The following is a 25,283-nucleotide window of genomic DNA, read 5'->3' on the forward strand; positions in this document are numbered from 1 at the left end:
CAAGGGCGCGCCGCGATGTTTATTCGTTAGGTTTTACCGATTCATCTTCGGTGCGCCGGTCAAAATTTTCCATTGCACGCAAGTGAGCCAACATGATCTCCAAATCTATTTTCAAGGCGTATGACATTCGCGGTGTAATCGGCAAGACGCTCGACGCCGACGCAGCGCGCTCGATCGGCCGCGCGTTCGGCAGTGAAGTGCGGGCGCAAGGCGGCGACGCCGTGGTGGTCGCGCGCGACGGCCGTCTTTCGGGCCCCGAGTTGATTCAGGCGCTGTCGGACGGTTTGCGCGAGGCGGGTGTCGACGTGGTCAACGTCGGCATGGTGCCGACGCCGGTCGGCTACTTCGCGGCCAGCGTGCCGTTGCAACTCGAAGGCGGCGAGCGTCGCGTCGATTCGTGCATCGTCGTGACGGGCAGCCACAATCCGCCGGACTACAACGGCTTCAAGATGGTCCTGCGCGGCGCGGCCATTTATGGCGAACAGATCCTGGCGCTGCATCAGCGTATCGTCGACGAAAATTTCTCCAACGGTAACGGCACCTATACCGAGTACGACATCGAGGATGCGTATCTGGATCGCATCGCGAGCGACATCAAGCTCACGCGTCCGATGAAAATCGTGGTCGATACCGGCAACGGCGTGGCAGGCGACCTCGCACCGAAGCTCTTCAAGAAGCTCGGCTGCGAACTGGTCGAACTGTTCACGGAGATCGACGGCAACTTCCCGAACCATCACCCGGACCCGGCTCACGAGGAAAACCTCCAGGACGTGATCCGCGCGCTCAAGGAAACGGACGCCGAGATCGGCTTCGCATTCGACGGCGACGGCGACCGCCTCGGCGTAGTCACCAAAGACGGCCAGATCATCTATCCGGATCGTCAACTGATGCTGTTCGCCGAAGAAGTGCTGTCGCGCAACAAGGGCGCGCAGATCATTTACGACGTGAAGTGCACGCGCAATCTCGCCAAGTGGGTCAAGGACAAGGGCGGTGAGCCGCTCATGTGGAAGACCGGCCACTCGCTCGTCAAGGCGAAGCTGCGCGAAACCGGCGCACCGCTGGCGGGGGAAATGAGCGGCCACGTGTTCTTCAAGGACCGCTGGTACGGTTTCGACGACGGCCTGTACACGGGCGCACGTCTGCTCGAAATTCTCACGCGCGTCGACGACCCCAGCGCGCTGCTGAACTCGCTGCCGAACTCGCACTCCACGCCCGAGCTGCAACTGAAGCTCGAAGAAGGCGAGAATTTCGAACTGATCGCGCGTCTGCAGCAGAGCGCGACGTTCACCGGCGCGGACGAGGTCGTGAAGATCGACGGCCTGCGCGTCGAATATCCGGACGGCTTCGGTCTGGCGCGTTCGTCGAACACCACGCCGGTCGTGGTGATGCGTTTCGAGGCCGACAACGACGCGGCGCTCAAGCGTATCCAGGAAGACTTCCGCCGTGTGATTCTGGCGGAGAAGGCCGACGCGAAGCTGCCGTTCTAAAGCTTAAAGCGGCGGCGCGGTTCGAGACGAACTGGCGCCGTCGTCCGACGCGGCGCGGGTTTGACTTACCGCGCCGCGTTTTTTTGATGTTAATGACATACGACGCGCTAAAATTGCCGTCCTCGTGAGACAACGCCTCTTCAGGGTTTCTCATCCCCCGGGGTTGGGGGCTCTTTCAACGCATCTTCGGGCCGGATAGCCGGTTTTCCCACTCTTGAGCGTGCAAAAGATACTGATCGTGAGGGTGTCGTCCCTGGGCGATGTCGTTCACAACATGCCGGTCATCGCCGACATCCGGCGCCGTCATCCCGAGGCTCAGATCGACTGGCTCGTCGAAGAGAGCTTCGTCGGACTCGTCGAACTCGTGACCGGCGTGCGTCGCGCCATTCCCGTGTCGCTGCGGCGCTGGCGCAAGCGCCTCTTTTCGCTCGACAACTGGCGCGAGATCGGCGCGTTTCGCCGGGCGCTCGCCGCTGAGAACTACGATCTCGTGATCGACTGCCAGGGGCTCATCAAGACCGCGTGGGTCGCGAGCATGGCACGCGGGCCGCTGGTCGGTCTCGCGAACCGCACCGACGGCGCGGGCTTCGAATGGCCGGTGCGCTTCTTCTACGGCAAGCGCGTGCCGATCGAGCCGCGTACGCATGTGGTCGAACGTACCCGGCAGCTGGTGGCCGCGGCGCTCGGCGACCCGAAGCCGCAGCCCACCGATGAGATCGACTTCGGCATCGACACGCAGCGCGCGGCGCTGGCTTTGTCGAAAGCGGATTTGAATCTGCCTGTGCCGTACGTCGTGTTCGTGCACGCGACTTCGCGTGAGGACAAGCAATGGCCGGATACCGCGTGGATCGAGCTGGGCCAATCGCTGGTGCGGCGCGGCGCGTCGATCGTGCTGCCGTGGGGCAGCGAGGCCGAGCGTGCCACCAGCGAGCGGCTCGCCAGGGAATTTGGCGCGGCGGCGATCGTGCCGCCCAGGCTGAGCTTGGCCGCCGTGGTCGGTTTGATCGAAGGCGCGGCGGCGACGGTCGGCGTTGACACAGGTCTGGTTCACATCGCGGCGGCGCTGAAGCGGCCGACGGTCGAGTTGTACAATTTCGCCACCGCGTGGCGCACGGGCGGCTACTGGTCGCCGAACGTCGTCAATCTCGGCACGGCCGGGCAACCGCCCACGCTGCAACAGGTGAAGTCGGCGCTGGCCGGTTTTGGCCTGCTGTAAGACGTCCGGCGCGCTTCGCCTCACGCACCATCCGTTCCCAAGGGCGACCATGAACGAAACCCAGATCATCGAAGTAGCGAACGCCGACTGGCACGGACGCAACCTGTCCGTGCCGCGCGAGACGCTGCTCGCCGGCGTCGAACGCGGCAAAGTGCTGTATTTCCCGAACCTGCGCTTTGCCATCGAAGGCGGCGAACAGGCGCTGCTCGACCCGGCACTGGCCGATCCGAACCGCAAGAACATCAGCCTCGAACCGAATGGCGGCGCCTTGCATGGCGTAGCCGGCGACGCCGTCACGCAATCGGCGGTGCGCGCGTTGATCGCCCGTTACCAGGCCAATGCGCGCACGCTGGTCGACGGGCTTTTTCCCGAATACAACGGCAAGCTGCGCGTCGCGCCGACGAGCTTGCGGCTGCATCAGGTGGAAACGCGCGAGACCTCGTGGCGTAAAGACGATAGCCGCCTGCATGTCGATGCTTTCCCGTCGCGGCCAAACTACGGCGAGCGCATTCTGCGCGTGTTCACCAACGTCAATCCGAACGGCTCGCCGCGCGTGTGGCGCGTCGGCGAACCGTTCGAGGACATGGCCAGCCGCTTCCTGCCGCATATCAAGCCGCCAATGCCGGGCTCGGCGTGGTTGCTGAATCTGCTGCACGTCACGAAATCGCCGCGTAGCGAGTACGACCATCTGATGCTGAATCTGCACGACGGCATGAAGGCCGATCTCGACTATCAGAAGTCGAGCCCGCAGGAGACCATGCCGTTTCCGCCGGGCAGCGTGTGGGTATGTTTCTCCGACCAGACCTCGCATGCGGTGATGTCCGGGCAGTTCATGCTGGAGCAGACGTTCTTCCTGCCAGTCAAGGCGATGGCGCAGCCCGAATGCGCGCCGCTTGGCATTCTCGAACGCCTGAAGGGCAGGGCGCTGGTTTGAGCGCCGCGGTCCAGGTGCCGGTTGGGTTCGACGCGTTGGCTCGTCCGTTCACACAGACGGAGCGCCGCCGATGCTAAGGGCGATCTATAACGCGTTGTGGTGGATCGTCGCGCCGGTTGCCGTGCTGCGCCTGATGATCCGTTCGCGCAAGGAGCGCGGTTATCGCGAGCATATCGGCGAACGCTTTGGATATTCGCGCGGCCGTCTGCCGGAAGACAACGCGCCGTTGATCTGGGTGCATGCGGTGTCGGTGGGCGAGACGCGTGCCGCGCAACCGCTGATCGACGCACTGATCAAGGCGCGTCCCGACGCGCGCATTCTGCTGACTCACATGACGCCGAGCGGCCGTGCGACCGGGGAGCAGATTTTCGGCGACCGCGTGTTGCGCTGCTATCTGCCGTACGACATGCCGCATGCAGTGCGGCGGTTTTTGCGGGCATGGCGGCCCTCGCTCGGTCTGGTGATGGAAACCGAGGTGTGGCCAACGCTGATCGACGAATGCCGTCGCGCGGATGTGCCGCTGATTCTGACCAACGCGCGAATGTCGGCGCGCTCGTTCAGGCGCGCGGCCAAGTTCGGCAATGCGACCAAAGACGTGTTCGGTGGCTTTGCGCGGGTGTTGGCGCAGAGTCCGTCGGATGCGGAGCGCTTGACCTCGCTCGGCGCGCGCAATGTCGCGGTGCTCGGCAATCTGAAGTTCGATATGAGCACGCCGCCGGAGTTGGCCGCGCGCGGGCATGCATGGCGCGCGGCAATCGGCACGCGGCCCGTGTGGGTTGCGGCGAGCACGCGTGAGGGCGAAGAGGAACTGGTGCTGCAGGCCTTCGCGGCGCTCGGTGTCGACGATGCATTGCTGATTCTGGTGCCGCGCCATCCGCAACGGTTCAATGAAGTGGCGGCGCTGGTCGAGAAGGCCGGGCTGCGACTCGAGCGGCGCTCGAACTGGGCGCCGGATGCGAAGATGGCGTCGGCGGCAGTGACGGCGGATGGTGGCGTGCCTGCTTTGCCCGCTGGCGTGAAGGTGCTGCTGGGCGATTCGATGGGCGAGCTCGGCGCTTACTATGCCGCTTCGGATCTCGCGTTTATCGGCGGGAGTCTGTTGCCGCTCGGTGGGCAGAATCTGATCGAGGCGTGCGCGGTGGGCGTGCCGGTGCTGATTGGGCCGCACGTGTTCAATTTCACGCAGGCTACGGCGGATGCGGTGGCCGCTGGCGCGGCGGTGCAGGTGCAAGATCCCGCCGATCTGGGTCGCGCGTTGCGCGAGCTGTTCAGCGATAAAGCGCGGCGGCTCGCGATGGGCGGCGCGGCGTCGGCGTTCGCGGCGCGCCATCGTGGCGCGACCGCGCGGACCGTGGATGTGTTGATGGCGATGGTGCCGGAGTCGGAGTGAAGGAACGGGGGCGCAATACGCAGAACACATGCCCCCGGCTTCACACCTTCAGCAACCCCTTCTTCTCGATAAACGCGATCACATCCGGCAGGCCATCCAGCGCCTTCAGATTGCACATCACAAAGGGCCGCTCGCCGCGCATCTTCTTCGCGTCCGAGGCCATCACGTCGAGATTCGCGCCGACCATCGGCGCGAGGTCCGTCTTGTTGATCACCAGCAAATCCGACTTCGTAATCCCTGGGCCGCCTTTGCGCGGAATCTTCTCGCCGCCGGCCACGTCGATCACGTAGATCGTCAGGTCCGACAGTTCCGGGCTGAAGGTCGCCGCGAGGTTATCGCCGCCCGATTCGATGAAGACGATATCCGCATCCGGAAAACGCGTGAGCATGCGGTCCACGGCTTCGAGATTGATCGAGGCGTCTTCGCGAATCGCCGTATGCGGACAACCGCCCGTCTCCACGCCCATGATCCGCTCCGCCGGCAATGCGCCCGCCACGGTCAGCAGACGCTGATCTTCTTTCGTATAGATGTCGTTGGTGATTGCAACGAGGTCGTACCGGTCGCGCATCGCCTTGCAGAGCATTTCGAGCAGCGTGGTCTTGCCCGAACCGACCGGGCCGCCGACGCCGACACGCAGCGGCGGCAGTTTCTTCGTACGTTGAGCGGGATGATGAGGTGCGTTCATGATGGTTCGTTTTATGAGCGAAAGAGCCGCGAATACTGCGACTCGTGACGCGCCGACAGAATGCCGAGTTGCGGCGCGAAAGTGTTGATGTTGTCAGGCGACGTCGCCAACGCGCGCGTGACGGCGGCGTCGATCGGGTCGCGCAGGGCGACGATGATGCGTTGTCCCGCGACTTGTCCCAAGGGCACCGCTTTCAATGCAGCCGCGGCCTGGTTCTCCACCCAGCTGAACGCATAGGCGGCGAGAGTGGCGTCGACGGCGGCATTGTTGGCGTAGGCGGCGAAGGCAAAAGCCGTGGGTTGCGCGAGTGGCGTCATCGAGGCGAGCGTCGCGCGTCGCTCTGCATCGCCCCATTCCAGCGATACGCACAACTGCCGCAGCGACCAGCCCATCTGCTCCGTTTCGCGGCGCAATTCCGCCGATTCGCGGCTTGCCAGGAATTCACTGTTGGCTTCGGCGAGCGCGGCGGCGTCGTGCGTGCGCCAGCGTTCCATCTGATGCGCGAGGAACGGCAACTCGCCGTGCGCGAGCACATCGGTCAGGCCGCTTGCGATCCAGTTGCGCGCGGAGTCGGCGTCGGTGATCAGTTGCGCTTCGATCGCTGCTTCGAGTCCCTGCGAGTAGCTGAACGCGCCGATCGGCAGCGCCGGCGACGCGAGATGCAGTAGCGCCGTGAGTTCAGCGATGCGCATGATCGTGGTGATGGCCGTGGCCGCAGGATTCGTCGTGGACGTGGTCGGCGTGATCGTGATCGTGGCCATGGTCATGGCCGTGCTCATGCGAGTGTCCGTGAGCCTGAGTCTGTCCATGCCCGTGATCGTGATCGTGCGAATGACCGTCCTCGCCATGATCGTGCGAATGCGCATGCCCATGGTGCTCGCCGAACACCTGCTGCGCGAGCGCATAGTCTTCAGCGAAGGTCTCGTCATGACCATGCTTATGTCCGCCGCCGTATGCGCCGGATTCCGGCTGGAACGGCATCGACACCTGATCGACCGTTGCGCCGATGCGCTTGAGCATATCGGCCAGCACCGGATCGTATTCGAGCTTCAGATAATCCGCGCCGACTTCCACCGGCGTGTGGCGATTGCCGAGGTGATAGGCGGCGCGCGTCAACGTCAACGTATCTTTCGCGCGCACCACCAGCACCGCCTCAGCCGCTGCGACGACCCGCACGAGACCGCCGTCGTCCGCGACCAGCACGTCGCCGTCGCGCAGCACCGTGCCGCGCGGCAGTAGCAGCGCGACTTCTTCACCGCTGTCGAGCGTGGCGGCGAGCCGGCTCTTGCGACGCTCGTCGAACGCGAGCGTCAGCGTCGGCGCCCGCTTCACCAGCACGGGCGCGAGCTTAAGATGCGGCGCGATGAGTTTATCCAGAGTGCGCATGGTTCTTTAGAACAGGAAGTAGCGTTGCGCCATCGGCAGCACGGTGGCCGGTTCGCAGGTCAGCAACTGACCGTCCGCGATCACCTGATAGGTTTCCGGATCGACGCTGATCGCCGGGCGCCACGCATTGTGAATCATGTCTGCCTTCGAGATGTTGCGGCAGTTCTTTACCGCCACGATACGCTTGTTCAGACCGTAACGTTCGGCGACGCCCGCATCGGCGGCCATCTGCGACACGAAAGTCAGCGACGTGCGTCCCAAAGCGCCGCCACGCGTCGCGAACATCTCGCGATAGTGGACCGGCTGCGGCGTCGGAATCGACGCGTTCGGGTCGCCCATCTGCGCCATCGCGATCATGCCGCCTTTCAGGATCAGCGACGGCTTGATGCCGAAGAATGCCGGCTCCCAGAACACCAGGTCGGCCCACTTGCCCGGCTCGATCGAGCCGACTTCGTGCGCGATGCCGTGCGTGATCGCCGGGTTGATCGTGTACTTGGCGACGTAGCGTTTGGCGCGGAAATTGTCATGACGCGCGTTGTCTTCCGGCAAGGCGCCGCGCTGCACCTTCATCTTGTGCGCGGTCTGCCAGGTGCGGATGATGACTTCGCCCACGCGTCCCATGGCCTGCGAATCGGACGACAGCATCGACAACGCGCCCAGGTCGTGCAGGATGTCTTCGGCGGCGATGGTCTCGCGGCGGATGCGCGATTCGGCAAACGCAATGTCTTCCGCAATCGACGGGTCGAGGTGATGGCACACCATCAGCATGTCGAGATGCTCGTCGAGCGTGTTGACGGTGTACGGACGCGTCGGATTGGTCGACGAAGGCAGCACGTTCGCTTCGCCGCAGACCTTGATGATGTCCGGTGCGTGGCCGCCGCCCGCGCCTTCGGTGTGATACGTGTGAATCGTGCGGCCCTTGAACGCGGCCACGGTCGCTTCCACAAAGCCCGCTTCGTTCAGCGTGTCCGTGTGGATCGCGACCTGGGTGTCGGTGTCGTCGGCGACCGAGAGGCAGTTGTCGATTGCGGCGGGCGTCGTACCCCAGTCTTCGTGAAGCTTCAAACCGATCGCGCCCGCGGCGATCTGCTCGAGCGCCGGTTGCGGCAGGCTCACGTTGCCCTTGCCGAGAAAGCCGAGATTCATCGGATAACCGTCGGCCGCCTGCAGCATGCGTTCGAGATGCCACGGACCGGGCGTACAGGTTGTAGCGTTCGTCCCCGTGGCCGGACCGGTGCCGCCGCCGAGCATCGTCGTCACGCCGCTCGCAAGCGCTTCTTCGATCTGCTGCGGGCTGATGAAGTGAATGTGCGTATCGATGCCGCCCGCCGTGACGATCAGGCCTTCGCCCGCGATCACTTCGGTGGCTGCGCCGATCGCGATCGTCACGTTCGGCTGGATGTCGGGATTGCCCGCTTTGCCGATCGCGGCGATACGGCCGTCCTTGATGCCGATGTCGGCCTTGACGATGCCCCAGTGATCGAGGATCAGCGCGTTAGTGATGACCGTATCGACGACGTCGGCGTGCACGCGTTGCGACTGGCCCATGCCGTCGCGAATCACTTTGCCGCCGCCGAATTTCACTTCTTCGCCGTAGGTGGTGAAGTCGCGTTCGACTTCGATCAGCAGATCGGTGTCGGCGAGACGCACGCGGTCGCCGGTGGTGGGGCCGAACATTTCCGCGTAAGCGCGGCGGCCAATGCGTAAGGTCATGATGTGAGTCCGGAAATGAGCAGGTCGGTCAAAGCGGAGGGGCGCGGCGCGCGCGTCACAGCTTGCCCATCACCTTGCCGTTGAAGCCGTAGACGACGCGCTCGCCCGCCAGTGCGACCAGTTCGACGGTGCGTTCCTGGCCGGGCTCGAAACGCACGGCGGTGCCCGCCGCGATGTTCAGCCGGAAGCCGCGCGCCGTTTCGCGATCGAAGGCGAGGGCCTCGTTCACTTCATAGAAGTGGTAATGCGAGCCGATCTGCACCGGCCGGTCGCCGGTATTCGACACGACCACGGTGACGGTGGCGCGGCCTGCGTTGAGTTCGTGTTCGCCATCGTCGATGATGAGTTCGCCGGGAATCATGGGGCCTGCCTCAAGGAATCGGATGATGGACGGTGACGAGCTTGGTGCCGTCGGGGAACGTGGCTTCGACCTGGATGTCCGGGATCATTTCCGGCACGCCTTCCATGACGTCGTCGCGCGTGAGCAGGGTCGTGCCGTAGTGCATGACCTCGGCGACGGTCTTGCCGTCGCGGGCCGCTTCCATCAGCGCGGCGGTGATGAAGGCGATCGCTTCCGGGTAGTTGAGTTTGAGACCGCGGGCGCGGCGCCGCTCGGCGAGCAGCGCGGCGGTGAAGATCAGCAGCTTGTCCTTCTCACGAGGTGTCAGCTTCATCGAATGTGTGCTTTGGGTTTCGTTGCGCCGATCCCGGACGGGACCGGCTGCGAAAATGATAGGCGCTGCGCGTCATGGGGGCGATCGTGTGCGATGCACTGGATGCATCCATGACGAGTGCAAGGCCGGATAAGCCGGTTACGGTATCAAGCGCGCCTAACGGGCCGCTTACAGATCGGCCGGCAACGGTGCGCCGAACCATTTCTTCGACATCGTGTTGAGCGTGCCGTCCTGCCTGGCTTGCGCGATAGCGGCGTCGACCTTCTGTTGCAGACGCGGCTCGTTCTTGTTCATGCCGACGAAGCATGGCGAATTCTTGATCACGAACTTCGGCTCCGGCCGACGCGGCGGATTTTTCGCAAGGATCGCGGCGGCCACGATGTTGCCGGCGGCGATCAACTGCACTTGCCCCGAAAGAAATGCGGCGATCGTTGCGTTGTTATCTTCGAAGCGTTTGATGGTCGCATTCGGCGCCATCTGCGTGAGCCCGATTTCTTCGAGGGCGCCGCGCGTCGCGCCGACCGTCTTGCCGGTGAGATCGGCGGGGCCGGTGACCTTGATGTCGGCGGGACCGAACACGCCCTGGTAGTACGGCGCGTAGGCGGTGGAGAAATCGATGACCTTTTCACGATCCGGCGTTTTGCCGAGCGACGAGATCACCAGATCGACCTTGCCGGTTTGCAGATACGGAATACGGTTCGCGCTGTTGACCGGCACGAGTTCGAGTTTGACGTTCATCGACTTGGCGAGGAGCGCGGCAGTGTCGATGTCATAGCCTTGCGGCTTCATGTCGGCGCCGACCGAACCGAACGGCGGATAGTCTTCCGGCACGGCGACTTTGAGCACTCCGGCTTTGGCGATGTTGTCGAGCGTATCGGCGTGCGCGGCGGCCGCGTGGATGGCGAGGACGGGCGAGAGCAGGAGCGCGGCAAGCCAGGCGCGACGCGCGGGGCGAAGAGTCGATCGGTTCATGTTCTTTGAGCGGTGGTGGCGAATCAGGTCGGCCGCCGTCAGGGCGCGGCAGCATCGTAAGGGGTTGTTAAGCAAGGTATGTACCATGCCGGTGCGGCGCGCACACGTGAGAAGCGGGGGATCATGCACCGAAATCGAGCGCATGTTCGCCCTATTGTGGTGCGTTCGCGGGCGACTGCCCTTAGACACTGCTCGTCGTCATGAACAGAGAAGAATTCAGAGCAGTCTGATTTGTCAGGCGTTATGCCAAACCTAACATCGCGCTTTCATAAAAATTTGGGGCGCGAATGATTAGGGAACGCAGGAAACCGTTTGGCAGGGCGCGGCGGACAGTCCGTTTCTCGCTATGCCTGTTATCCGCGGCAGTTCTGGGGGCGTGCGGCGGCGGTTCCGACAGCTTGACTCCGAATGCCACGCCGGCAGTCGCGGGGAAAATCACTTACGACTACGTCCCGACCACGTTGAGCGTCGACTCACAAGGCGCGGCGCAAGGCGGCCTCGACTACGCGAAGACCGAAAAGCGCCCGGTGCGCCGCGCGCTCGTCGAGCTGGTTTCGGACGACGGCGTTACCGTACTCGGCAAGACCACCACGGACGACACCGGTGCTTATCGCGTCGAGGTACCGGCCGGCAAACGTGCCTATTTGCGCGTCACGGCACAGGCGTCCGAAGCGACGGCGAGTGTGTCCGACTACGCGATCGGGATTCGCGACAACACTGCACCGGAGTACAGGAATGCGCCGGACACCGCGCCGCTCTATTCGATGCGCGGCAGTGTTTTCACGACCACCTCGGCCGCAACGAAGCTCGACTTGAACGCCGGCTCCGGTTGGACTGGCGCAAGTTACGGTGCGCCACGCACGGCGGCGCCGTTCGCGATTCTCGACCAGACCGTGAATGCCGCGCAGAAACTGCACCGCGCGGAGCCGGGCGTGGCGCTGCCGATGCTCAATGTTTTCTGGAGCGTCGACAACCGGCCGACCTCGGGCGACTTGAACAGTGGCTTCATCGGTACGAGCCACTGGCAGGATTCGGACTCCGCCATTGGCTTGTACATCCTCGGCGCTGAGAACGTCGATACCGACGAATACGACGCCAGCGTGCTCGTTCACGAGTTCGGGCACTACGTGGAGAGCAGCGTTTCGCGCTCTGACAGCATGGGCGGTATCCACACCTCGGGCGACAAGCTCGACATGCGGGTCGCCTTCGGCGAGGGGTTCGGCAACTCGTTCTCGTCGATGATGCGCGGGACGCCCATCTACACCGACACGGCGGGGCCAAAACAGGCCGCTTTGGGTGTCTCTATGCGCCTCGATGAAGTAGAACAGGGTAGCGAGCGTGCGTGGTTCGATGAGTCGGCGGTCGGCAATTTCCTTTACTCGCTGAGTCAATCACCGGACATCGGCTTCGCGCCGCTGTATCACGCCATGCTAACGGGGGAAAAGACCACGCCCGCGCTGACCAGCGTATTTTCATTCGCGTCCGTGCTGCGGCCGGGGCTCACCGAAGCGGGCAAGCGCATGCTCGACCAATTGCTTGGCGCCATCAAGGTGCAGCCGGGCGAGCGACTCGACGCGTGGGGAAGCCAGACGAAATTCGAGGGCAATCCGGAGGATGCCAACCCGGCGGTGTTTCCGGTCTACTTACCGCTCACATCCAACCAGACTGTGACGGCATGCATGACGACGCAATTCGGCGGAGGCAACAAGCTCGGCAACTATCGCCATCTGCGCGTCACAGTTCCCGCGGCGGGCGAGTACCGGTTCATGGTCGAACCCCTGGCGAACGAAACCGACGCCAACGACTACGGTGTGAAAGCTTATGTTTTGGGCCAGCGGTCGCCGGACCCGGAGCCTGGCCAGCACACGACGATCGTCGACTTTCCCGCGGCCGGCGATTACGCCGCAGACGTCGCGTCGCAGCGCGATCTGGATGAAGACGTCGAGCGCGGCACGTCGCCCCACTGCGCCAGCTTGTCCATGCAGCCGGTCAATCCGTAACAGGGAGCCAAGACAAATGAAAATGATTTCACTCATGCTCGCGGCCGCGTTGGTGTTCGGCGCGCAAGCGAGTTCGGCGCAAACGGCGGCCATCACCGGCAAGAACTATGGCGGCGTCAATCTCCATGCCGTCGCCGCGCGCGGTGCCGCAGGTCGACCGATCAGCGTGGAGGTCCGCTACGAGGGTTTGCCGGCGACCGGCCATACCCGGGTGACCTATACGACGGAAGGCGCGCTCAAACTGTCCGGTCCGGCACAGAAGACGCTCACGCCAGACAGCAAGGGCGCTGATCGGGACACCGTTGTCGTGCAGGCCGCATCCGATGGGACGTATTTTCTGAATGTGTTTGCCACGACGACCTCGGGCACCAGTGTGCTGTCGATTCCGGTGACCGTTGGGAGCGCAATGTTCAAGCCCCGCGCTGCGGCGGCAGGGTCGGCCGTTTCCGCGTCGGGTGGACAGCGCGTGATCGAAATGCCCGCGCAGGAAATCCGGCATTAAGCGACGCTAGCGCAATCTGTCGTGGCCACTGCCGCGCGGCTCGTTCCGGCAACTCTCCGGATCGGGTCGCCGGCAGTGTATCGAAGGGCATGCCGGAAGCGCCTCGGCGCAATCACATCACTTCACGTGGACCAGATGCGTAACGGCACGGCCTCGACCCCATGCACGATCGGGCGCAGCTGAAGCCAGCATTGCGTCAACGCGCGCTGCAGCGTTTCCATAGACCGCGACACCGCGCGCACGATCAACACGCCGTCGGTGACGCAGGAAGCCGCCCCCCGCATCGACTCATCGAACGGCAACTGAGCCGTCAGCGTCTCTGCGAGCGCATCATCGCAAGCCGGTCCAACGGCCCATAACGTGCCGTATGCGGGAAACCCGGCCAACCCTTGCGCCGCGTCCCGCAACGGATCGCTTGCCGAGAGCGTGGCGCGTTCGAGCCACAGCAGTTCGCCCTTCGCGCCGATAATCCGCGACACTGCACGCAAGCTTGCGTCCGACCACCGTTCGCCCGCAGCTTGCCGTCCAAGCTGCGTGGCATCCCAGCCAATCACGGTTGCGCCTTCGCCAAGCACGAGCGAAAAATCCAGTCCTGCATTCGCATGATCGAAAACGATGTTGTTCTGCGGCAGCCAATCGAGCTTCGCGTGCTCGCCAACCCGCACGGCGATTTGCTGGTGCGCGGCGCGTCCATTGGACTTGTACCATTTGGTCGCGCCTGGCGTCGTAATGACGGCATGTGAGCCGGCGCCGACCTCGACATCGATAGCGAGCTGATCGCCGCCCGCAACGCCGCCGGGCGGATGCACGATCACCGCATGACAGATCGCCTGACCCTCGGGATAAAGCGGCCGCTGCACCCGCAAAGGCCCCTCATGCAACCGATGCTGGAGCGCAGTCCGTCCATCGTGATTGACGAACCCGAGTTCGAGCCGGGCGCGCCATTGCGAATGCGCTTCGGATTGAGCAGTAGCGAGCGTAGCGTGATTTTCGTGAAGCGACATGCGAATGGAGTACGAGGAGACGAAGAAACGAAGACAAGCGAAGCGTGGCTGCGCACGTCGGGCAACGCTCAACCGCGTCGCCACAGGATGCGGCGAGAATAGCACGCCGAATGGCGTGCGCCGGTCACACGGCGATCAACGCCCGTACGCCGTCCGTATCCATATTCGCGCCTTCGCCGCCCGCGACGATCTCACCGCGACTCATCACCCAATACCGATCGGCGATGTCTTTGGCGAAGTCGTAATACTGCTCGACCAGCAGCACTGTCATGCCCATTTCCTCGACGAGCTGTCGAAGCGTGCGCCCGATATCCTGAATGATCGAAGGCTGAATCCCTTCGGTCGGTTCATCGAGAATCAGCAACTGCGGGTCGCTCATCAACGCACGGCCAATCGCGAGCTGTTGTTGCTGCCCCCCTGAGAGATCGCCACCGCGCCGGCTGCGCATATCCTTGAGAACAGGGAACAGTTCATAGATGCGGTCGGGGATTTTCCTGGGCGCCTTCTTGCTGGCCGCACCGACCAGCAGATTTTCCTCGACGGTCAGCCGTGGAAAAATATCGCGTCCCTGCGGTACATAGGCCAGGCCCTTTTCCACTCGCGAATAAGTCGGCAGCCTGGTGATCGGCGTCCCACGCCAGGCGACAGACCCGCTCTTCGTCTGCACGACGCCCATCAGGCAACGCAGCAGGGTGGTCTTACCCACGCCATTGCGGCCCAGCAGCACAGTCAGTTTGCCGTCCGGCACGGTGAGCTTCACATCCCGCAGAATGTGGCTGCCGCCGTAGTACTGATTCAGGTTTTCTACTTCTAGCATGTGCGTTCGACCCTTGGTTTCATCGGCCCGTCCAGTGGCCCACTCATCGACCCACTCATCGACCCAGATACGACTCGATCACTGTCTCGTCCCGTTTGACCTCATCGAGCGTGCCATGAGCAAGCACGCGTCCTTCGGCCATCACCGTGACCTTGCCGGTGGCGCCCGACAAAGCCGCGACGAACTCCATATCGTGCTCGACGACCATCATCGAGCAGGTGCCGCGCAGGTGATTGAGCAATTCGGCCAGCTGCATGGTTTCGTCATCGGTCATGCCGGCGGCGGGCTCGTCGAGCAGCAAAAGCGCCGGCTGCTGCATCAGCAACATGCCGATCTCGAGCCGCTGTTTCTGTCCATGCGAAAGCTCTCCGGCAAGACGCCGCGCTTCGCTTTCGAGGCCGATCAGCACCAGCGTCTCTTCGATCCTCGCCTGCGCTTCGCGATCCAGGCGCGCGCGCAACGAAGACCACCAGCCCTTGTCCGCTTTCATCGCGAGTTCGAGGTTTTCCCACACCGGATGCTGTTCGAACACCGTGGGCTTCTGAAACTTGCGGCCGATGCCGGCTCGCGCGATCGACGGCTCGTTCATCCGCGTCAGATCGATCGACTGCCCGAGAAACACCTTGCCCGAATCCGGCTCGGTCTTGCCGGTGATGACGTCCATCATCGTGGTCTTGCCCGCGCCATTCGGTCCGATGATGCAGCGCAACTCGCCGGCATCGATCGTCAGCGTCAATGCATTCAAGGCGCGAAAACCGTCGAAGCTCACCGTCACGTCTTCGAGATACAGGATCGTGCCGTGCGACACATCGATCTCGCCGGGCACGACCGCGCGACCCATGCTCGCGACACCGCTCAAGGAGGTTTCGGCGGGCTCTTCGGGTAAGGCCAGATCAGGAACCATCGGGTTTTCGTTCATGAGCGGTTCCGTTTGCGCGTCACCATTTCGATCAATCCCATGATGCCGTTCGGCAGCAGCAGCGGGACCAGCACGAAAATCAGACCGAGAAAGAACAGCCAGTATTCAGGGAAGTTCGCCGTAAAGAAGCTCTTCGCGCCATTCACCGCGAAAGCGCCGATGATCGGCCCGATCAGGGTGCCGCGTCCGCCCACGGCGACCCAGATCGCCATTTCGATCGAGTTGCCCGGCGACATCTCGCCCGGATTGATGATGCCGACCTGCGGCACATACAAGGCACCGGCAATCCCGCACAACACGGCCGACACGGTCCACACGAACAGCTTGTAGGCGAGCGGGCTGTAACCGAGGAACATCAAACGCGTTTCGCCGTCGCGCACGGCGGTCACGACACGGCCGAGCTTCGACGTGACGATCGCACGCGCGCCGATGAAGGCGAGGACCAGCACCGCGAACGTAATCAGCAAAAGGGCGGTACGTGTGCCCGGATGCGTGATCGGAAAGCCGCCGATACGTTTGAAGTCGGTGAAACCGTTGTTGCCCCCGAAGCCCGTTTCGTTGCGATAGAACAGCAGCATCGCCGCGAACGTCATGGCTTGCGTGATGATCGACAGATACACGCCCTTCACGCGCGAGCGGAAGGTGAAGAAGCCGAACACCCACGCGACCACCGCCGGCACGAGCACCACCAGCAGCAACGCGTAGCCGAGATGCTGCGTGCCTTGCCAGTACCACGGCAGTTGATGCCAGTCGAGAAACACCATGAAGTCGGGCAGGTCGCTGCCGTACTTGCCGTCGTGACCGATCGCCCGCATCAGGTACATGCCGATCGCGTAGCCGCCCAGCGCGAAGAACAGCGCGTGTCCCAGACTCAGAATGCCGCAGTAGCCCCATACGAGGTCGAGCGCGAGCGCCGCGATCGCATAGCACATGAACTTGCCGGTGATCGTCATCGCGTAGGCGGACAGATGCAACGCGCTGGTCTCCGGCACGACCAGCGTGGCGAACGGCACGCCGAGACCGAACACGATGATCAAGGCGATCAGCGCGAGCCACGCGCGGCGCGACAACAGCGCAGGACGCGGCGGCAAGCCGAGCGCGAAGCCCGATTGCGCGTCGCGGCCGGCCAGTTCGTTGCTGCCGCTTGCGCCGACGTGAGCCGATGAAGTTGCCGATGTCATCTCATGCCTCCGCGCTACGGCCCTTGAGGGCGAACATGCCCTGCGGACGCTTCTGGATGAACAACACGATCAGCACGAGCACCGCGATCTTCGCGAGCACCGCGCCCCAGAACGGCTCGATGGCTTTGCTGACGAGCCCGAGTCCGAAGCCGCCGATCACCGTGCCGGCCAGTTGACCGACACCGCCGAGCACCACCGCCATGAACGAATCGATGATGTAGCTCTGGCCGAGGTCCGGTCCCACATTGCCGATCTGCGAGAGGGCACAGCCGCCCAGACCGGCGATGCCCGCACCGAACGCGAACGCATACGAATCGACCCGTGCGGTTTTCACGCCCACGCAAGCGGCCATGCGGCGGTTCTGCGTGACGGCGCGCACGAATAAACCGAGGCGCGTTTTCGTCAGCACCGCCCATGCAATGCCGACCACGATCAGCGAGAACGCGAGAATCGCGAGGCGGTTGTACGGCAGGATCAGATTCGGCAGCACGGTCACGCCGCCGCTCATCCAGGAGGGATTCACCACCTGCACGTTTTGTGCGCCGAACAGCATGCGGGTTGCCTGAATCAGGATCAGGCTGACACCGAAGGTGGTCAGCAGCGTTTCGAGCGGACGGCCATACAGATGCTTCAGCACCAGCCGTTCGAGCACGATGCCGACGATCCCCGCCGCCGCGAACGAGGCCGGCACGGCGAGCAGCGGATACCAGTCGAACGCGCCGGGTGCGAAGCGTTGAAAAAGGTTTTGCACGACGTACGTCGCGTACGCGCCGATCATCAGGAATTCGCCGTGCGCCATGTTGATGACGCCGATCAGCCCGTACGTGATGGCGAGGCCCAGCGCGGCGAGCAGCAGCACGCTACCGAGCGACAAACCCGCGAACAGCGTGCCGGCAATCTGGCTGCGACGCTGGATCGCATCGAGTTCGTCGATACCGCTTTGCGCGGCGGCGCGGACCCGGTCGTCGGGCTCGACGAAGGTGCCGTCGGGCTTCTTCGCGACGAGCGGGCGCAGCAATTCGTTCATGTCGAGGTCGTGGCGCGCGGCGACCAGTTGCACGGCGTCGAGCCGCTTGGCCGGATCGGCGTCGTGCAAGGCGGTCATCGCCCACAACGTGTCGAGGCGCTTCTTGAGCGCCGGATCGGTTTCCTTCGCACGGGCTGCGTCGACCAGCGGCTTGATCGACGGGTCCGGGTTCTGCAGCAGCGAGGTGATGGCCGCGTCACGGGTCGCGGCGTCCGGCGAATCGAGTTGCATGCCGGACAGCGCGCCGGCCACTTTCGAGCGCAGCAGGTTGTTCAGGGTGACCGGCTGCGCGTCGCCGGCGGGGACCGTTTTGCCGGTCACCGCATCGCGTACGGTGTCGCCGTCCTGCAGCAGCACGCCACCTGCGTCGGTGGCGAGGGCGCTGTCATCGGACAAGGCCTTGAGCACCGCCATCGATTCCTTGTCGTGGTTGGCGATCAGTTTGTCGATGGCCGCGGATTTCGCGTCGAAGTCGTCGGCGGCGAGCGGCGCAACATCGGCCGAGGTCAGCGCGTAGGCGGCGAGCGGCGTGCCGGTGAGCAGCACGAGCGCTGCGCAGCCGATGCTGCGGCGAGCGAGTCTGCGTGCGGATATCAGGAGTGAGAACGCCATGGTGGCCTTTGAAGAAGAACCGGCGGGGCGGCGCGAAATGTGGATGAAGCGCGAGCCGTGCGCTCCAGTCGCTTGTTCAGACGCGAACGCAGACCAGATTGGAACGCGCCCACGTGCGCCGCAGAACCCCCTTCACGAGTCGAACTCACGACGCGGTGGCGCGTTCGTCGTGAGTTCACGTCGGCTCGCCACACCGGCCAGCGCCGGCATAGCGAGCCGTGTTGCTGCTGTTACGCCACTCGCGAGCGTTTCAGGAAGGCCGGAATCGAGCTGACCACATCCGGCTTGCTCGAATTGCCGGCGATGTACGGACTCCACGGCTGCGCGCGAATCGCGGTCTTGGTGCGCCACACGACGTTGAACTGACCGTCGGCGCGCACTTCGCCGATCATCACCGGCTTGTGCAGATGGTGGTTGCCGTCCATGGTCAGCACGAAGCCCGACGGTGCGTTGAAGGTTTGACCGATCATCGCCACGCGGACCTTGTCGACGTCGGCGCTCTTCGCCTTTTCGACGGCCTGCTTCCACATATGGATGCCGACGAAGGTCGCTTCCATCGGGTCGTTGGTCACGCGCTTGGTGCCGCCCGGCAGATTGTTTTGCGCGACCCACGCGGCCCATTGTTTCTTGAACTTCTCGTTTTCCGGATTGCGCAGCGACATGAAGTAGTTCCATGCCGCGAGGTTGCCGACCAGCGGCTTCGTATCGATACCGCGCAGTTCTTCCTCGCCGACCGAGAACGCGACCACCGGCACATCCGACGCCTTCAGCCCCTGGTTGCCCAGTTCCTTGTAGAACGGCACGTTCGAATCGCCGTTCACGGTCGAGATCACCGCGGTCTTGCCGCCTTGCGAGAAGGTCTTGATGTTCGCGACGATGGTCTGATAGTCGCTGTGGCCGAACGGCGTGTAGACTTCCTGGATGTCGGCCTCCTGCACGCCTTTGGACTTGAGGAACGCGCGCAGAATCTTGTTGGTCGTGCGGGGGTACACATAGTCGGTGCCCAACAGGAAGTAGCGCTTGGCGCCGCCGCCTTCCGCGCTCATCAGATATTCGGTCGCCGGAATTGCTTGCTGATTCGGCGCGGCGCCCGTGTAGAACACGTTGCGCGACATTTCTTCGCCTTCGTACTGCACCGGGTAGAACAGCAGGCCGTTCAGTTCCTCGAACACCGGCAGCACGGATTTACGCGACACCGAGGTCCAGCAGCCGAATACCACGGCGCACTTTTCCGAGGTGATCAACTGACGCGCTTTTTCAGCGAACAGCGGCCAGTTCGATGCCGGGTCTACCACCACCGGCTGCAGTTGACGTCCCATCACGCCGCCGTTCTTGTTGATTTCCGCAATGGTCATCAACGCGGTGTCCTTGAGCGACGTTTCCGAAATAGCCATCGTGCCCGACAGGGAATGCAGCACCCCGACCTTGATCGGACCGGTGTCGGACTGTGCTTGCGCAAACGGCGCTTGACCCGCCAGCGCTAGGGCGCCCGACATCGAACCGAACTTCAACAGACTGCGACGTTTCATGTATATCCCCTTGCCATTGATGGTGACTGTTTTTGGGCGTCGATTTCAGCCAGCAGGGCTTATCCCGCCTAACTTGCCGCTTATCTACTGCAAGGCACATGCCATGCAGTAATTTCGACTCGAAGTTCGCGGGTGGCGTGCTGTGCCGTGCCTGAGACGGCAGACGCGGTAAGCGGGATTTATGCGGATGCGGCGCAAATATGGTGCAGGATCGGCTCGTGCGCCTCGTTCGGGTGCGTGTCGCGCCGCAACGAAGCGCGTGTATCCGCCAGCGGGCGTCGGCGGTGCATGAGCGCCGCGCCTTTGTGCATGCGCCGTGTTCTGCCCATGCGGAAAATTCGCTCGCGCGCGAAGAAGACGCGATGTGAATGAACGCGTCGGCGGCAATTAGCCCGGTCTGTGCGGGCTCGGGATGCCTTTCATGGCGGACGCCTTATCGACGGCGCCGCTCAGAACGCGATGAACGGCCCTGTCTGCTTACCGATCGTCACGTTGTCGATCGCCGTGTAGACGCTGCGGCCGTAGAAGAACGGGAGGCCCCACAGGAACAGGCTGGTCGTGGGCGAGCCGAGGCTGTCGTAGGCCGCGTAGGGGTTGGCCAGCAGGGTCCAGCCGTTGGTCAGCGAGAACGGCACCGTGACCGGCGTGGCGTCTTTCGTCGCGCCGGTCATCACGGCGCTCAGGCTGAGCGTGCTCGTCGGCACGTACCAGTCGCCGGAGTAGGGCACCGTGTAGTCGGCGAAGAGGTTTGCGTTGGAGCCGCTATCGATCGCGCTGCTGAAGGTCTTGCCCCGGTACGTGGTGGAGAAATAGCCGTTCTGATCGAGCGGGACCAGGTTGGGACGCGACGGCAGCGCATTGTTCGATTGCGTGCCGATGCCGAATATCAACTCGCCGGTCACGCTCGTCCGGCCGCCGGCTGGTAACGCCGGCAGACGGATGAGCGTGCCGTTGTTGTCCGAGGTGAAGTTGGCGACCGGGTTGGCGATCTGGGCGTCGAGCGGCATGCGGGTGTTGGTGCACGACGTCGCGGACGAGCAGTAGTAGTAGGCCGACGGCAGGCGGAGTTGCGCCGCCGCGGGCAAATCGCGCCGAGCGGGACCGATGCCGAGCACGCCGTTCGCACCGAGCCTCATGACCGTTCCGAGGTCGTTGACGCCGCGTGCCAGGCAGTCGGTAGGCGTAGCGTACTTGCCGTCCGCGATCACCTGAAGCGGCAGGTTGCCCGCCGTCTTGCCGCCGATCGTTACGTCGGCGCGTTTGATCGACGCCCACGTGTAGCCGGAGCCAAACAGCGCGCATTCGGCGATCGGCGCGTTCGCGGTGGGGTCGTCGGAGGCGCCGGATTGCGTCGGCAGACGCGCGGCGAATGCCGGACCCAAAGCGCTGCCGAGCACGCGGACGCCGACCGAGCCGGTGTCCACTTGTATGTGGTCGATCGTCGCGCACTGGTTGGCACCCCGCACCCCGGGGATGCAGATCGTGATGCTCACGTAGGGCATGTTGACGTAGTTGCCCGTCCAGCGCTCGACGGTGACGGGGACGGTGTTGGCGTCGGGTGTTGGTGTTGGTGTTGGTGTTGGTGTTGGTGTTGGTGTTGGTGTTGGTGTTGGTGTTGGTGTTGGCGTTGGTGTTGGTGTTGGGCTTGGGCTTGGTGTAGGACTGGGTGTCGGTGTCGGTGTCGGTGTCGGTGTCGGTGTCGGCGTTGGCGTTGGACTCGGACTCGGACTCGGACTTGGACTCGGACTCGGACTCGGACTCGGCGCCGACCCCGAGGCCGCCCTCACCGGCGCGGCGGTTCCACTACTTTTCGCAGCGCTACCACTAGCCGCATCACCATCCCCTCCACCGCCGCATCCAGACAACGCCGCGCCGGCCGTCATCAGCCCAACGCAAAGCGCCCGATTGAAAACCGTCGCCTTGCTCGATCCCCTCGAAGCCACGCGTCGCTTCATTGCAGTTCATCCACGCGGACACTGACCGGCACGAGTCGCGGCAAGTACGCCTTGCCAAAGAAATGCCCCGCGCGACCTGCCGACTCGACATGAAAATCGCCGCGGTCTTCGATCAGCGGACCCGTGCCGCGCACATGCTCTTCAGCGGCGTTGGCAAAGCCCATAAAGTAGCTGCCGAGCAACGCGCTCATGTCCGGGCGCACCGGCCCTTGCCACGTAACGGCAAACACAACATTGCTGGGCAGCACATATTCGTGGATCGCCACGCCGTCGCTCCCGAATGCCGCGTGCACGGTGTACGGCGCCACAGAAGCCGCCGCGTTCGCGGATGCGGTCGACCGAAGCAACGACGCCGACCCGGCCGTGCCCGCACTCGGCGCGCCACCCAACGCCGCATACGAAGCGAGCGGCAACAGGGCCGCGACGACCAGCGCCGCCTTCACAAAACTCATCATGTTGCTCCGGGAAAAGGTCGGAGCATGGTGCCAGCGCGGCCTTATTGGGACTGACTGAAAAGTCCGAACGGCAAGTGGAAACGGACGCGCGGCGGCGTCGCCCTTGCCAGGCCGCGGCGGTCGGATCTCATGGTCGGCAAAGGGGCGGCGAAAGAACGGCTATTGAACTTGCGGCAGCGCGCGTCGCCCGAGTTTGCCGGCTGCGCCCTTTGCCGCTACGCCAGGATGCGGCACGGTCGGTGCCTGGGGCAGTGCGGTCAACGCGCCGTCGTCGATTGGCGAGAGCAGCGCGCTCAGTTGCAGCACGTCTTCGTCGGTGAGATTGGCGGTCGACGCCTTCAGTTTGAGGCTGTTGATCAGCGTGTCGTAACGCGCTTTCGCCAGATCGCGGCGCGCCGAGAAAAGCTGATCCTGCGCATTGAGTACGTCGATGTTGATTCGCACACCAACCTGATAGCCAAGCAGATTCGATTCGAGCGAGGTGCGCGCCGAGCGCTCGGCGGTTTGCAGCGCACGCACCTGCGCGAGCCCGCTCACGACGCCGAGAAACGCCTGTCGCGCGGAGAGCGCCGCGTTGCGCCGGGCCGTGTCGAGATCGGCCGAGGCCTGGTCTTCGAGGGCGAGCGTCTGACGCACGCGGCTTTGCGTGGCGCCACCGGCGAAGATCGGAATGGTGACCTGTACGCCGATCGTACTGTTGGTGTACGACGACCCCAGATTGCCCAGTTCCGCGGCGAGCGCCGGCGTGCCGCCCGCGAGCGTGTTGTCGCCGCTGCCGAAGCCGCCACCGAAATTGCCGCCGAAGTTGCCCGCGCCGGCCGCGCCGAGACTACTGCGCGAGCGGCTCGCCACGAGATCGACGGTCGGCAGATGGCCGGCCTTCGCCTTCGATGTTTCGCGCTGCGCGTTATCGAGCGCGATCTGTTTGAGCACGACCTGATAGTTGCCGTCGCTCGCGGCGTCGACCCATTCGTTGATGTCGGCGGGCATGGGCGGCGGCAGCGGCGCACCGGCCGCGAGGCCGTCCACCTGCTCGACCGGATGACCGACGATCTGCTGCAACGACGCCAGCTTCACGGCGAGATCGTTCTGCGCGGCGATTTCCTGCGAGACCGCCTGATCGTATCTGGCTTGCGCTTCGTTGGTGTCGGTAATGGTGGTGTTGCCGACTTCGAAAGAGCGCCTGGCCGATTCGAGTTGCTGGGCGATCGAGGTTTTCTGCGAGCGCGCGATGGCCAGACTGTCCTGCGCGGAAAGCGAGTCGAAGTACGCCTGCCCGAGCCGCACGATGAGGTCTTGCCGGGCCTGCGCAAACGACGCCTGCGCCGATGCCACCGCCAGCTTGCCCTGCGCGTAGCCGTACCAGCTATCGACGTGAATCAGCGGCTGCGTGAGCGAAATCACGTAGCCATTGCTATTGCCATAGGAGGAAGGAAAGCCACCGCCGAAGTCCGTACTCTGGCGGCTGCCCGTCAGCGACGCCGAGACCTGCGGCAACAGTTTGGCGCGCGCGAGCGGCAACTCTTCGCTGTTCGCCGCGAGCGAGGCGCGCGCGCTTTGCAGCTGCGAGTCGTTGTCGAGCGCTTCGTCGTAAAGCTGGGAGAGGCCGACGGCCTGCGCGGGTAGCGCGAGAGACGCGCACACCAGCGCCAGAGTGGCCGCGAGGACCGGCACCCGTAGGCGCATCATCGCGGCTGGGCGATCAGTAGGTCGGAACGGAGGGGTCGACCTGACGCGACCACGCGTCGATGCCGCCTTGCAGATTGAAAACGTTGGCGTGGCCGCGCGATTCGAGGAACATCGCGACCTGGGCGCTGCGTGCGCCGTGATGGCAGACGCAGACGATCTGCGCGTCGTCGTCGAGTTCTTCGCTGCGTGCGGGAATCTCACGCATCGGGATCGACACCGTGCCGGCGATCGATGCCGTTTGCAGTTCCCACGGTTCGCGCACGTCGAGCAGCACGGGTGCGGGGCGCGAGGTGTCGGCGAGCCATTCGGCGAGGGCGGGAGCGGTCAGGTTTTGCATCAGCGGGACATCCAGTTCAGTTCAGTGGACGGCGCGCCGGCCGTCCGAAGCAACATGCTCACTACGCGTTCTTGACGCCGCTCAGAACTTGAAACGCGGCGGCTGCACGGCGTTGACGAGCGGCTCGACATAGGTTTCGAACACGTCGGCAATGCGGTACTGCTTGTCGTCGATACGCGTGATGATCTGCGCCTTCATGACCGGCGCGGTGCCGACGAAAGCCGCCAGACGGCCGCCGATCTTCAGTTGATCGAGAATTTCCTGCGGCAGCACCGGCAGGCCGCCCGACACACAGATCACGTCGTAAGGCGCTGCGCCGGCCCAACCGCGCGAGGCGTCGCCGGTCGCGACTTCGGCGTTCAGCACGCCGTTGGCGATCAGGTTGGTCTTGGCCAGTTCAGCCAGTTCCGGCTCGATATCCACCGTCAGTACATGCTGCGAGCGATGCGCGAGCAGTGCCGCCATGTAGCCCGAGCCCGCGCCGATTTCCAGCACGCTTTCGTGCTTCTTCACCGCCAGCTCCTGCAGCACGCGCGCTTCGACGCGCGGCGCCAGCATGTGCTCGCCACCCGGCAGCGGCACTTCGAAGTCGACGAAGGCCAGATCGCGGTAGACGGCGGGAACGAAATTTTCACGCTTGACGATCGAGAGCAGATTCAGCACGTCCTGGTCGAGCACTTCCCAGGGGCGGATCTGCTGTTCGATCATGTTGAAACGCGCTTGCTCGATGTTCATGGTGGGGTCGGCAGTGTGGTTTGGCGAGTTTTGCGATTTTTTGCCGTGGGCTCGCGCTTTGGCG

Annotated in this window: 24 protein-coding genes; 6 read left to right on the forward strand and 18 right to left on the reverse strand. The window is 63.9% G+C overall.

Going from position 1 to position 25,283, the window contains the following annotated elements; translation table 11 throughout:
* Window positions 1–92 precede the first annotated feature (92 nt).
* The 4 genes from FQ705_RS23820 (at window position 93) to waaA (ending at window position 5,027) form a co-directional block, all read left to right on the forward strand.
* On the forward strand, window positions 93–1,487 hold the full coding sequence (locus FQ705_RS23820) for a phosphomannomutase/phosphoglucomutase (RefSeq protein WP_144144895.1): 1,395 nt from the start codon (window positions 93–95) through the stop codon (window positions 1,485–1,487).
* 214 nt (window positions 1,488–1,701) lie between these two features.
* Window positions 1,702–2,703, forward strand: a complete 1,002-nt coding sequence (gene waaC / locus FQ705_RS23825; RefSeq protein WP_144144897.1) for a lipopolysaccharide heptosyltransferase I — start codon at window positions 1,702–1,704, stop codon at window positions 2,701–2,703.
* A 49-nt stretch (window positions 2,704–2,752) separates the two neighbouring features.
* Entirely contained in the window at window positions 2,753–3,637 is an 885-nt protein-coding gene (locus FQ705_RS23830; RefSeq protein ID WP_144144899.1) for a Kdo hydroxylase family protein, read from the forward strand.
* Between the two features lie 70 nt (window positions 3,638–3,707).
* Window positions 3,708–5,027 (forward strand): lipid IV(A) 3-deoxy-D-manno-octulosonic acid transferase, encoded by a 1,320-nt coding sequence (gene waaA, locus FQ705_RS23835; RefSeq protein WP_144144901.1) that lies wholly within the window; start codon window positions 3,708–3,710, stop codon window positions 5,025–5,027.
* Between the two features lie 40 nt (window positions 5,028–5,067).
* Here the strand turns inward: waaA and ureG are convergent, their stop codons facing one another.
* From ureG to FQ705_RS23870, 7 genes are all read right to left on the reverse strand, one after another.
* Complete coding sequence (gene ureG / locus FQ705_RS23840) at window positions 5,068–5,712, reverse strand: urease accessory protein UreG (RefSeq protein WP_144144903.1); 645 nt, start codon at window positions 5,710–5,712, stop codon at window positions 5,068–5,070.
* An 11-nt stretch (window positions 5,713–5,723) separates the two neighbouring features.
* Window positions 5,724–6,404 carry an urease accessory protein UreF gene (locus FQ705_RS23845; RefSeq protein WP_144145784.1) on the reverse strand — a complete coding sequence of 227 codons (681 nt, stop codon included), beginning with the start codon at window positions 6,402–6,404 and terminating at the stop codon, window positions 5,724–5,726.
* Window positions 6,391–7,098, reverse strand: coding sequence for an urease accessory protein UreE (gene ureE, locus FQ705_RS23850; protein WP_144144905.1), 708 nt, complete (start codon window positions 7,096–7,098; stop codon window positions 6,391–6,393). Before ureE ends, FQ705_RS23845 begins: the two co-directional genes overlap by 14 nt.
* Window positions 7,099–7,104: 6 nt before the next feature.
* Window positions 7,105–8,811 (reverse strand): urease subunit alpha, encoded by a 1,707-nt coding sequence (ureC, locus tag FQ705_RS23855; protein WP_144144907.1) that lies wholly within the window; start codon window positions 8,809–8,811, stop codon window positions 7,105–7,107.
* A gap of 55 nt (window positions 8,812–8,866) precedes the next feature.
* Window positions 8,867–9,172, reverse strand: a complete 306-nt coding sequence (locus tag FQ705_RS23860) for an urease subunit beta (RefSeq protein ID WP_144144909.1) — start codon at window positions 9,170–9,172, stop codon at window positions 8,867–8,869.
* Between the two features lie 10 nt (window positions 9,173–9,182).
* Window positions 9,183–9,485, reverse strand: a complete 303-nt coding sequence (ureA, locus tag FQ705_RS23865) for an urease subunit gamma (RefSeq protein WP_011487082.1) — start codon at window positions 9,483–9,485, stop codon at window positions 9,183–9,185.
* Between the two features lie 168 nt (window positions 9,486–9,653).
* On the reverse strand, window positions 9,654–10,457 hold the full coding sequence (locus FQ705_RS23870; RefSeq protein WP_144144911.1) for a transporter substrate-binding domain-containing protein: 804 nt from the start codon (window positions 10,455–10,457) through the stop codon (window positions 9,654–9,656).
* Between the two features lie 398 nt (window positions 10,458–10,855).
* Here FQ705_RS23870 and FQ705_RS23875 point away from each other — a divergent pair, with 398 nt between their 5' ends.
* A complete protein-coding gene (locus FQ705_RS23875) occupies window positions 10,856–12,457 on the forward strand; it encodes a hypothetical protein (RefSeq protein ID WP_144144913.1) in 1,602 nt (533 codons plus the stop codon).
* A 16-nt stretch (window positions 12,458–12,473) separates the two neighbouring features.
* Window positions 12,474–12,959 carry a hypothetical protein gene (locus FQ705_RS23880; RefSeq protein WP_144144915.1) on the forward strand — a complete coding sequence of 162 codons (486 nt, stop codon included), beginning with the start codon at window positions 12,474–12,476 and terminating at the stop codon, window positions 12,957–12,959.
* A gap of 122 nt (window positions 12,960–13,081) precedes the next feature.
* Here the strand turns inward: FQ705_RS23880 and FQ705_RS23885 are convergent, their stop codons facing one another.
* The 11 genes from FQ705_RS23885 to FQ705_RS23935 form a co-directional block, all read right to left on the reverse strand.
* Window positions 13,082–13,963 (reverse strand): urease accessory protein UreD, encoded by an 882-nt coding sequence (locus FQ705_RS23885; protein WP_144144917.1) that lies wholly within the window; start codon window positions 13,961–13,963, stop codon window positions 13,082–13,084.
* 124 nt (window positions 13,964–14,087) lie between these two features.
* Complete coding sequence (gene urtE, locus FQ705_RS23890) at window positions 14,088–14,780, reverse strand: urea ABC transporter ATP-binding subunit UrtE (RefSeq protein ID WP_144144919.1); 693 nt, start codon at window positions 14,778–14,780, stop codon at window positions 14,088–14,090.
* Window positions 14,781–14,835: 55 nt separating this feature from the next.
* Window positions 14,836–15,699, reverse strand: coding sequence for an urea ABC transporter ATP-binding protein UrtD (gene urtD, locus FQ705_RS23895; protein ID WP_144144921.1), 864 nt, complete (start codon window positions 15,697–15,699; stop codon window positions 14,836–14,838).
* Entirely contained in the window at window positions 15,696–16,880 is a 1,185-nt protein-coding gene (urtC, locus tag FQ705_RS23900) for an urea ABC transporter permease subunit UrtC (protein WP_144144923.1), read from the reverse strand. The genes urtD and urtC overlap by 4 nt, the downstream gene beginning before the upstream one ends.
* Window position 16,881: 1 nt before the next feature.
* Window positions 16,882–18,519 carry an urea ABC transporter permease subunit UrtB gene (gene urtB / locus FQ705_RS23905; RefSeq protein ID WP_144144925.1) on the reverse strand — a complete coding sequence of 546 codons (1,638 nt, stop codon included), beginning with the start codon at window positions 18,517–18,519 and terminating at the stop codon, window positions 16,882–16,884.
* Window positions 18,520–18,749: 230 nt separating this feature from the next.
* Window positions 18,750–20,048 carry an urea ABC transporter substrate-binding protein gene (urtA, locus tag FQ705_RS23910; RefSeq protein WP_144144927.1) on the reverse strand — a complete coding sequence of 433 codons (1,299 nt, stop codon included), beginning with the start codon at window positions 20,046–20,048 and terminating at the stop codon, window positions 18,750–18,752.
* A gap of 449 nt (window positions 20,049–20,497) precedes the next feature.
* The gene (locus tag FQ705_RS23915; RefSeq protein ID WP_144144929.1) at window positions 20,498–22,003 is read right to left on the reverse strand and encodes a DUF3443 domain-containing protein; all 1,506 of its coding nucleotides are present in this window, start codon (window positions 22,001–22,003) and stop codon (window positions 20,498–20,500) included.
* Window positions 22,000–22,455, reverse strand: a complete 456-nt coding sequence (locus tag FQ705_RS23920; protein ID WP_144145786.1) for a DUF2844 domain-containing protein — start codon at window positions 22,453–22,455, stop codon at window positions 22,000–22,002. Before FQ705_RS23920 ends, FQ705_RS23915 begins: the two co-directional genes overlap by 4 nt.
* A 162-nt stretch (window positions 22,456–22,617) precedes the next feature.
* A complete protein-coding gene (locus FQ705_RS23925; RefSeq protein WP_144144931.1) occupies window positions 22,618–24,147 on the reverse strand; it encodes a TolC family outer membrane protein in 1,530 nt (509 codons plus the stop codon).
* Between the two features lie 13 nt (window positions 24,148–24,160).
* Window positions 24,161–24,484 (reverse strand): rhodanese-like domain-containing protein, encoded by a 324-nt coding sequence (locus FQ705_RS23930; protein WP_144144933.1) that lies wholly within the window; start codon window positions 24,482–24,484, stop codon window positions 24,161–24,163.
* A gap of 81 nt (window positions 24,485–24,565) precedes the next feature.
* Window positions 24,566–25,219, reverse strand: coding sequence for a protein-L-isoaspartate O-methyltransferase family protein (locus tag FQ705_RS23935; protein ID WP_144144935.1), 654 nt, complete (start codon window positions 25,217–25,219; stop codon window positions 24,566–24,568).
* Between the last annotated feature and the right edge of the window lie 64 nt (window positions 25,220–25,283).

Source organism: Paraburkholderia sp. BCC1884, from assembly GCF_900996225.1.
Lineage (GTDB): Bacteria > Pseudomonadota > Gammaproteobacteria > Burkholderiales > Burkholderiaceae > Paraburkholderia.

Coding starts and splice junctions, on each gene's coding strand:
- ureE (WP_144144905.1), bottom strand. CDS start 7,098: ATGCGCACTCTGGATAAACTCATCGCGCCGCATCTTAAGCTCGCGCCC.
- waaA (WP_144144901.1), top strand. CDS start 3,708: ATGCTAAGGGCGATCTATAACGCGTTGTGGTGGATCGTCGCGCCGGTT.
- FQ705_RS23870 (WP_144144911.1), bottom strand. CDS start 10,457: ATGAACCGATCGACTCTTCGCCCCGCGCGTCGCGCCTGGCTTGCCGCG.
- FQ705_RS23860 (WP_144144909.1), bottom strand. CDS start 9,172: ATGATTCCCGGCGAACTCATCATCGACGATGGCGAACACGAACTCAAC.
- ureA (WP_011487082.1), bottom strand. CDS start 9,485: ATGAAGCTGACACCTCGTGAGAAGGACAAGCTGCTGATCTTCACCGCC.
- FQ705_RS23830 (WP_144144899.1), top strand. CDS start 2,753: ATGAACGAAACCCAGATCATCGAAGTAGCGAACGCCGACTGGCACGGA.
- FQ705_RS23845 (WP_144145784.1), bottom strand. CDS start 6,404: ATGCGCATCGCTGAACTCACGGCGCTACTGCATCTCGCGTCGCCGGCG.
- ureC (WP_144144907.1), bottom strand. CDS start 8,811: ATGACCTTACGCATTGGCCGCCGCGCTTACGCGGAAATGTTCGGCCCC.
- FQ705_RS23925 (WP_144144931.1), bottom strand. CDS start 24,147: ATGATGCGCCTACGGGTGCCGGTCCTCGCGGCCACTCTGGCGCTGGTG.
- FQ705_RS23920 (WP_144145786.1), bottom strand. CDS start 22,455: ATGAGTTTTGTGAAGGCGGCGCTGGTCGTCGCGGCCCTGTTGCCGCTC.
- FQ705_RS23880 (WP_144144915.1), top strand. CDS start 12,474: ATGAAAATGATTTCACTCATGCTCGCGGCCGCGTTGGTGTTCGGCGCG.
- FQ705_RS23935 (WP_144144935.1), bottom strand. CDS start 25,219: ATGAACATCGAGCAAGCGCGTTTCAACATGATCGAACAGCAGATCCGC.
- ureG (WP_144144903.1), bottom strand. CDS start 5,712: ATGAACGCACCTCATCATCCCGCTCAACGTACGAAGAAACTGCCGCCG.
- urtC (WP_144144923.1), bottom strand. CDS start 16,880: ATGACATCGGCAACTTCATCGGCTCACGTCGGCGCAAGCGGCAGCAAC.
- urtD (WP_144144921.1), bottom strand. CDS start 15,699: ATGAACGAAAACCCGATGGTTCCTGATCTGGCCTTACCCGAAGAGCCC.
- urtA (WP_144144927.1), bottom strand. CDS start 20,048: ATGAAACGTCGCAGTCTGTTGAAGTTCGGTTCGATGTCGGGCGCCCTA.
- FQ705_RS23915 (WP_144144929.1), bottom strand. CDS start 22,003: ATGAAGCGACGCGTGGCTTCGAGGGGATCGAGCAAGGCGACGGTTTTC.
- urtB (WP_144144925.1), bottom strand. CDS start 18,519: ATGGCGTTCTCACTCCTGATATCCGCACGCAGACTCGCTCGCCGCAGC.
- urtE (WP_144144919.1), bottom strand. CDS start 14,780: ATGCTAGAAGTAGAAAACCTGAATCAGTACTACGGCGGCAGCCACATT.
- FQ705_RS23820 (WP_144144895.1), top strand. CDS start 93: ATGATCTCCAAATCTATTTTCAAGGCGTATGACATTCGCGGTGTAATC.
- FQ705_RS23885 (WP_144144917.1), bottom strand. CDS start 13,963: ATGTCGCTTCACGAAAATCACGCTACGCTCGCTACTGCTCAATCCGAA.
- FQ705_RS23930 (WP_144144933.1), bottom strand. CDS start 24,484: ATGCAAAACCTGACCGCTCCCGCCCTCGCCGAATGGCTCGCCGACACC.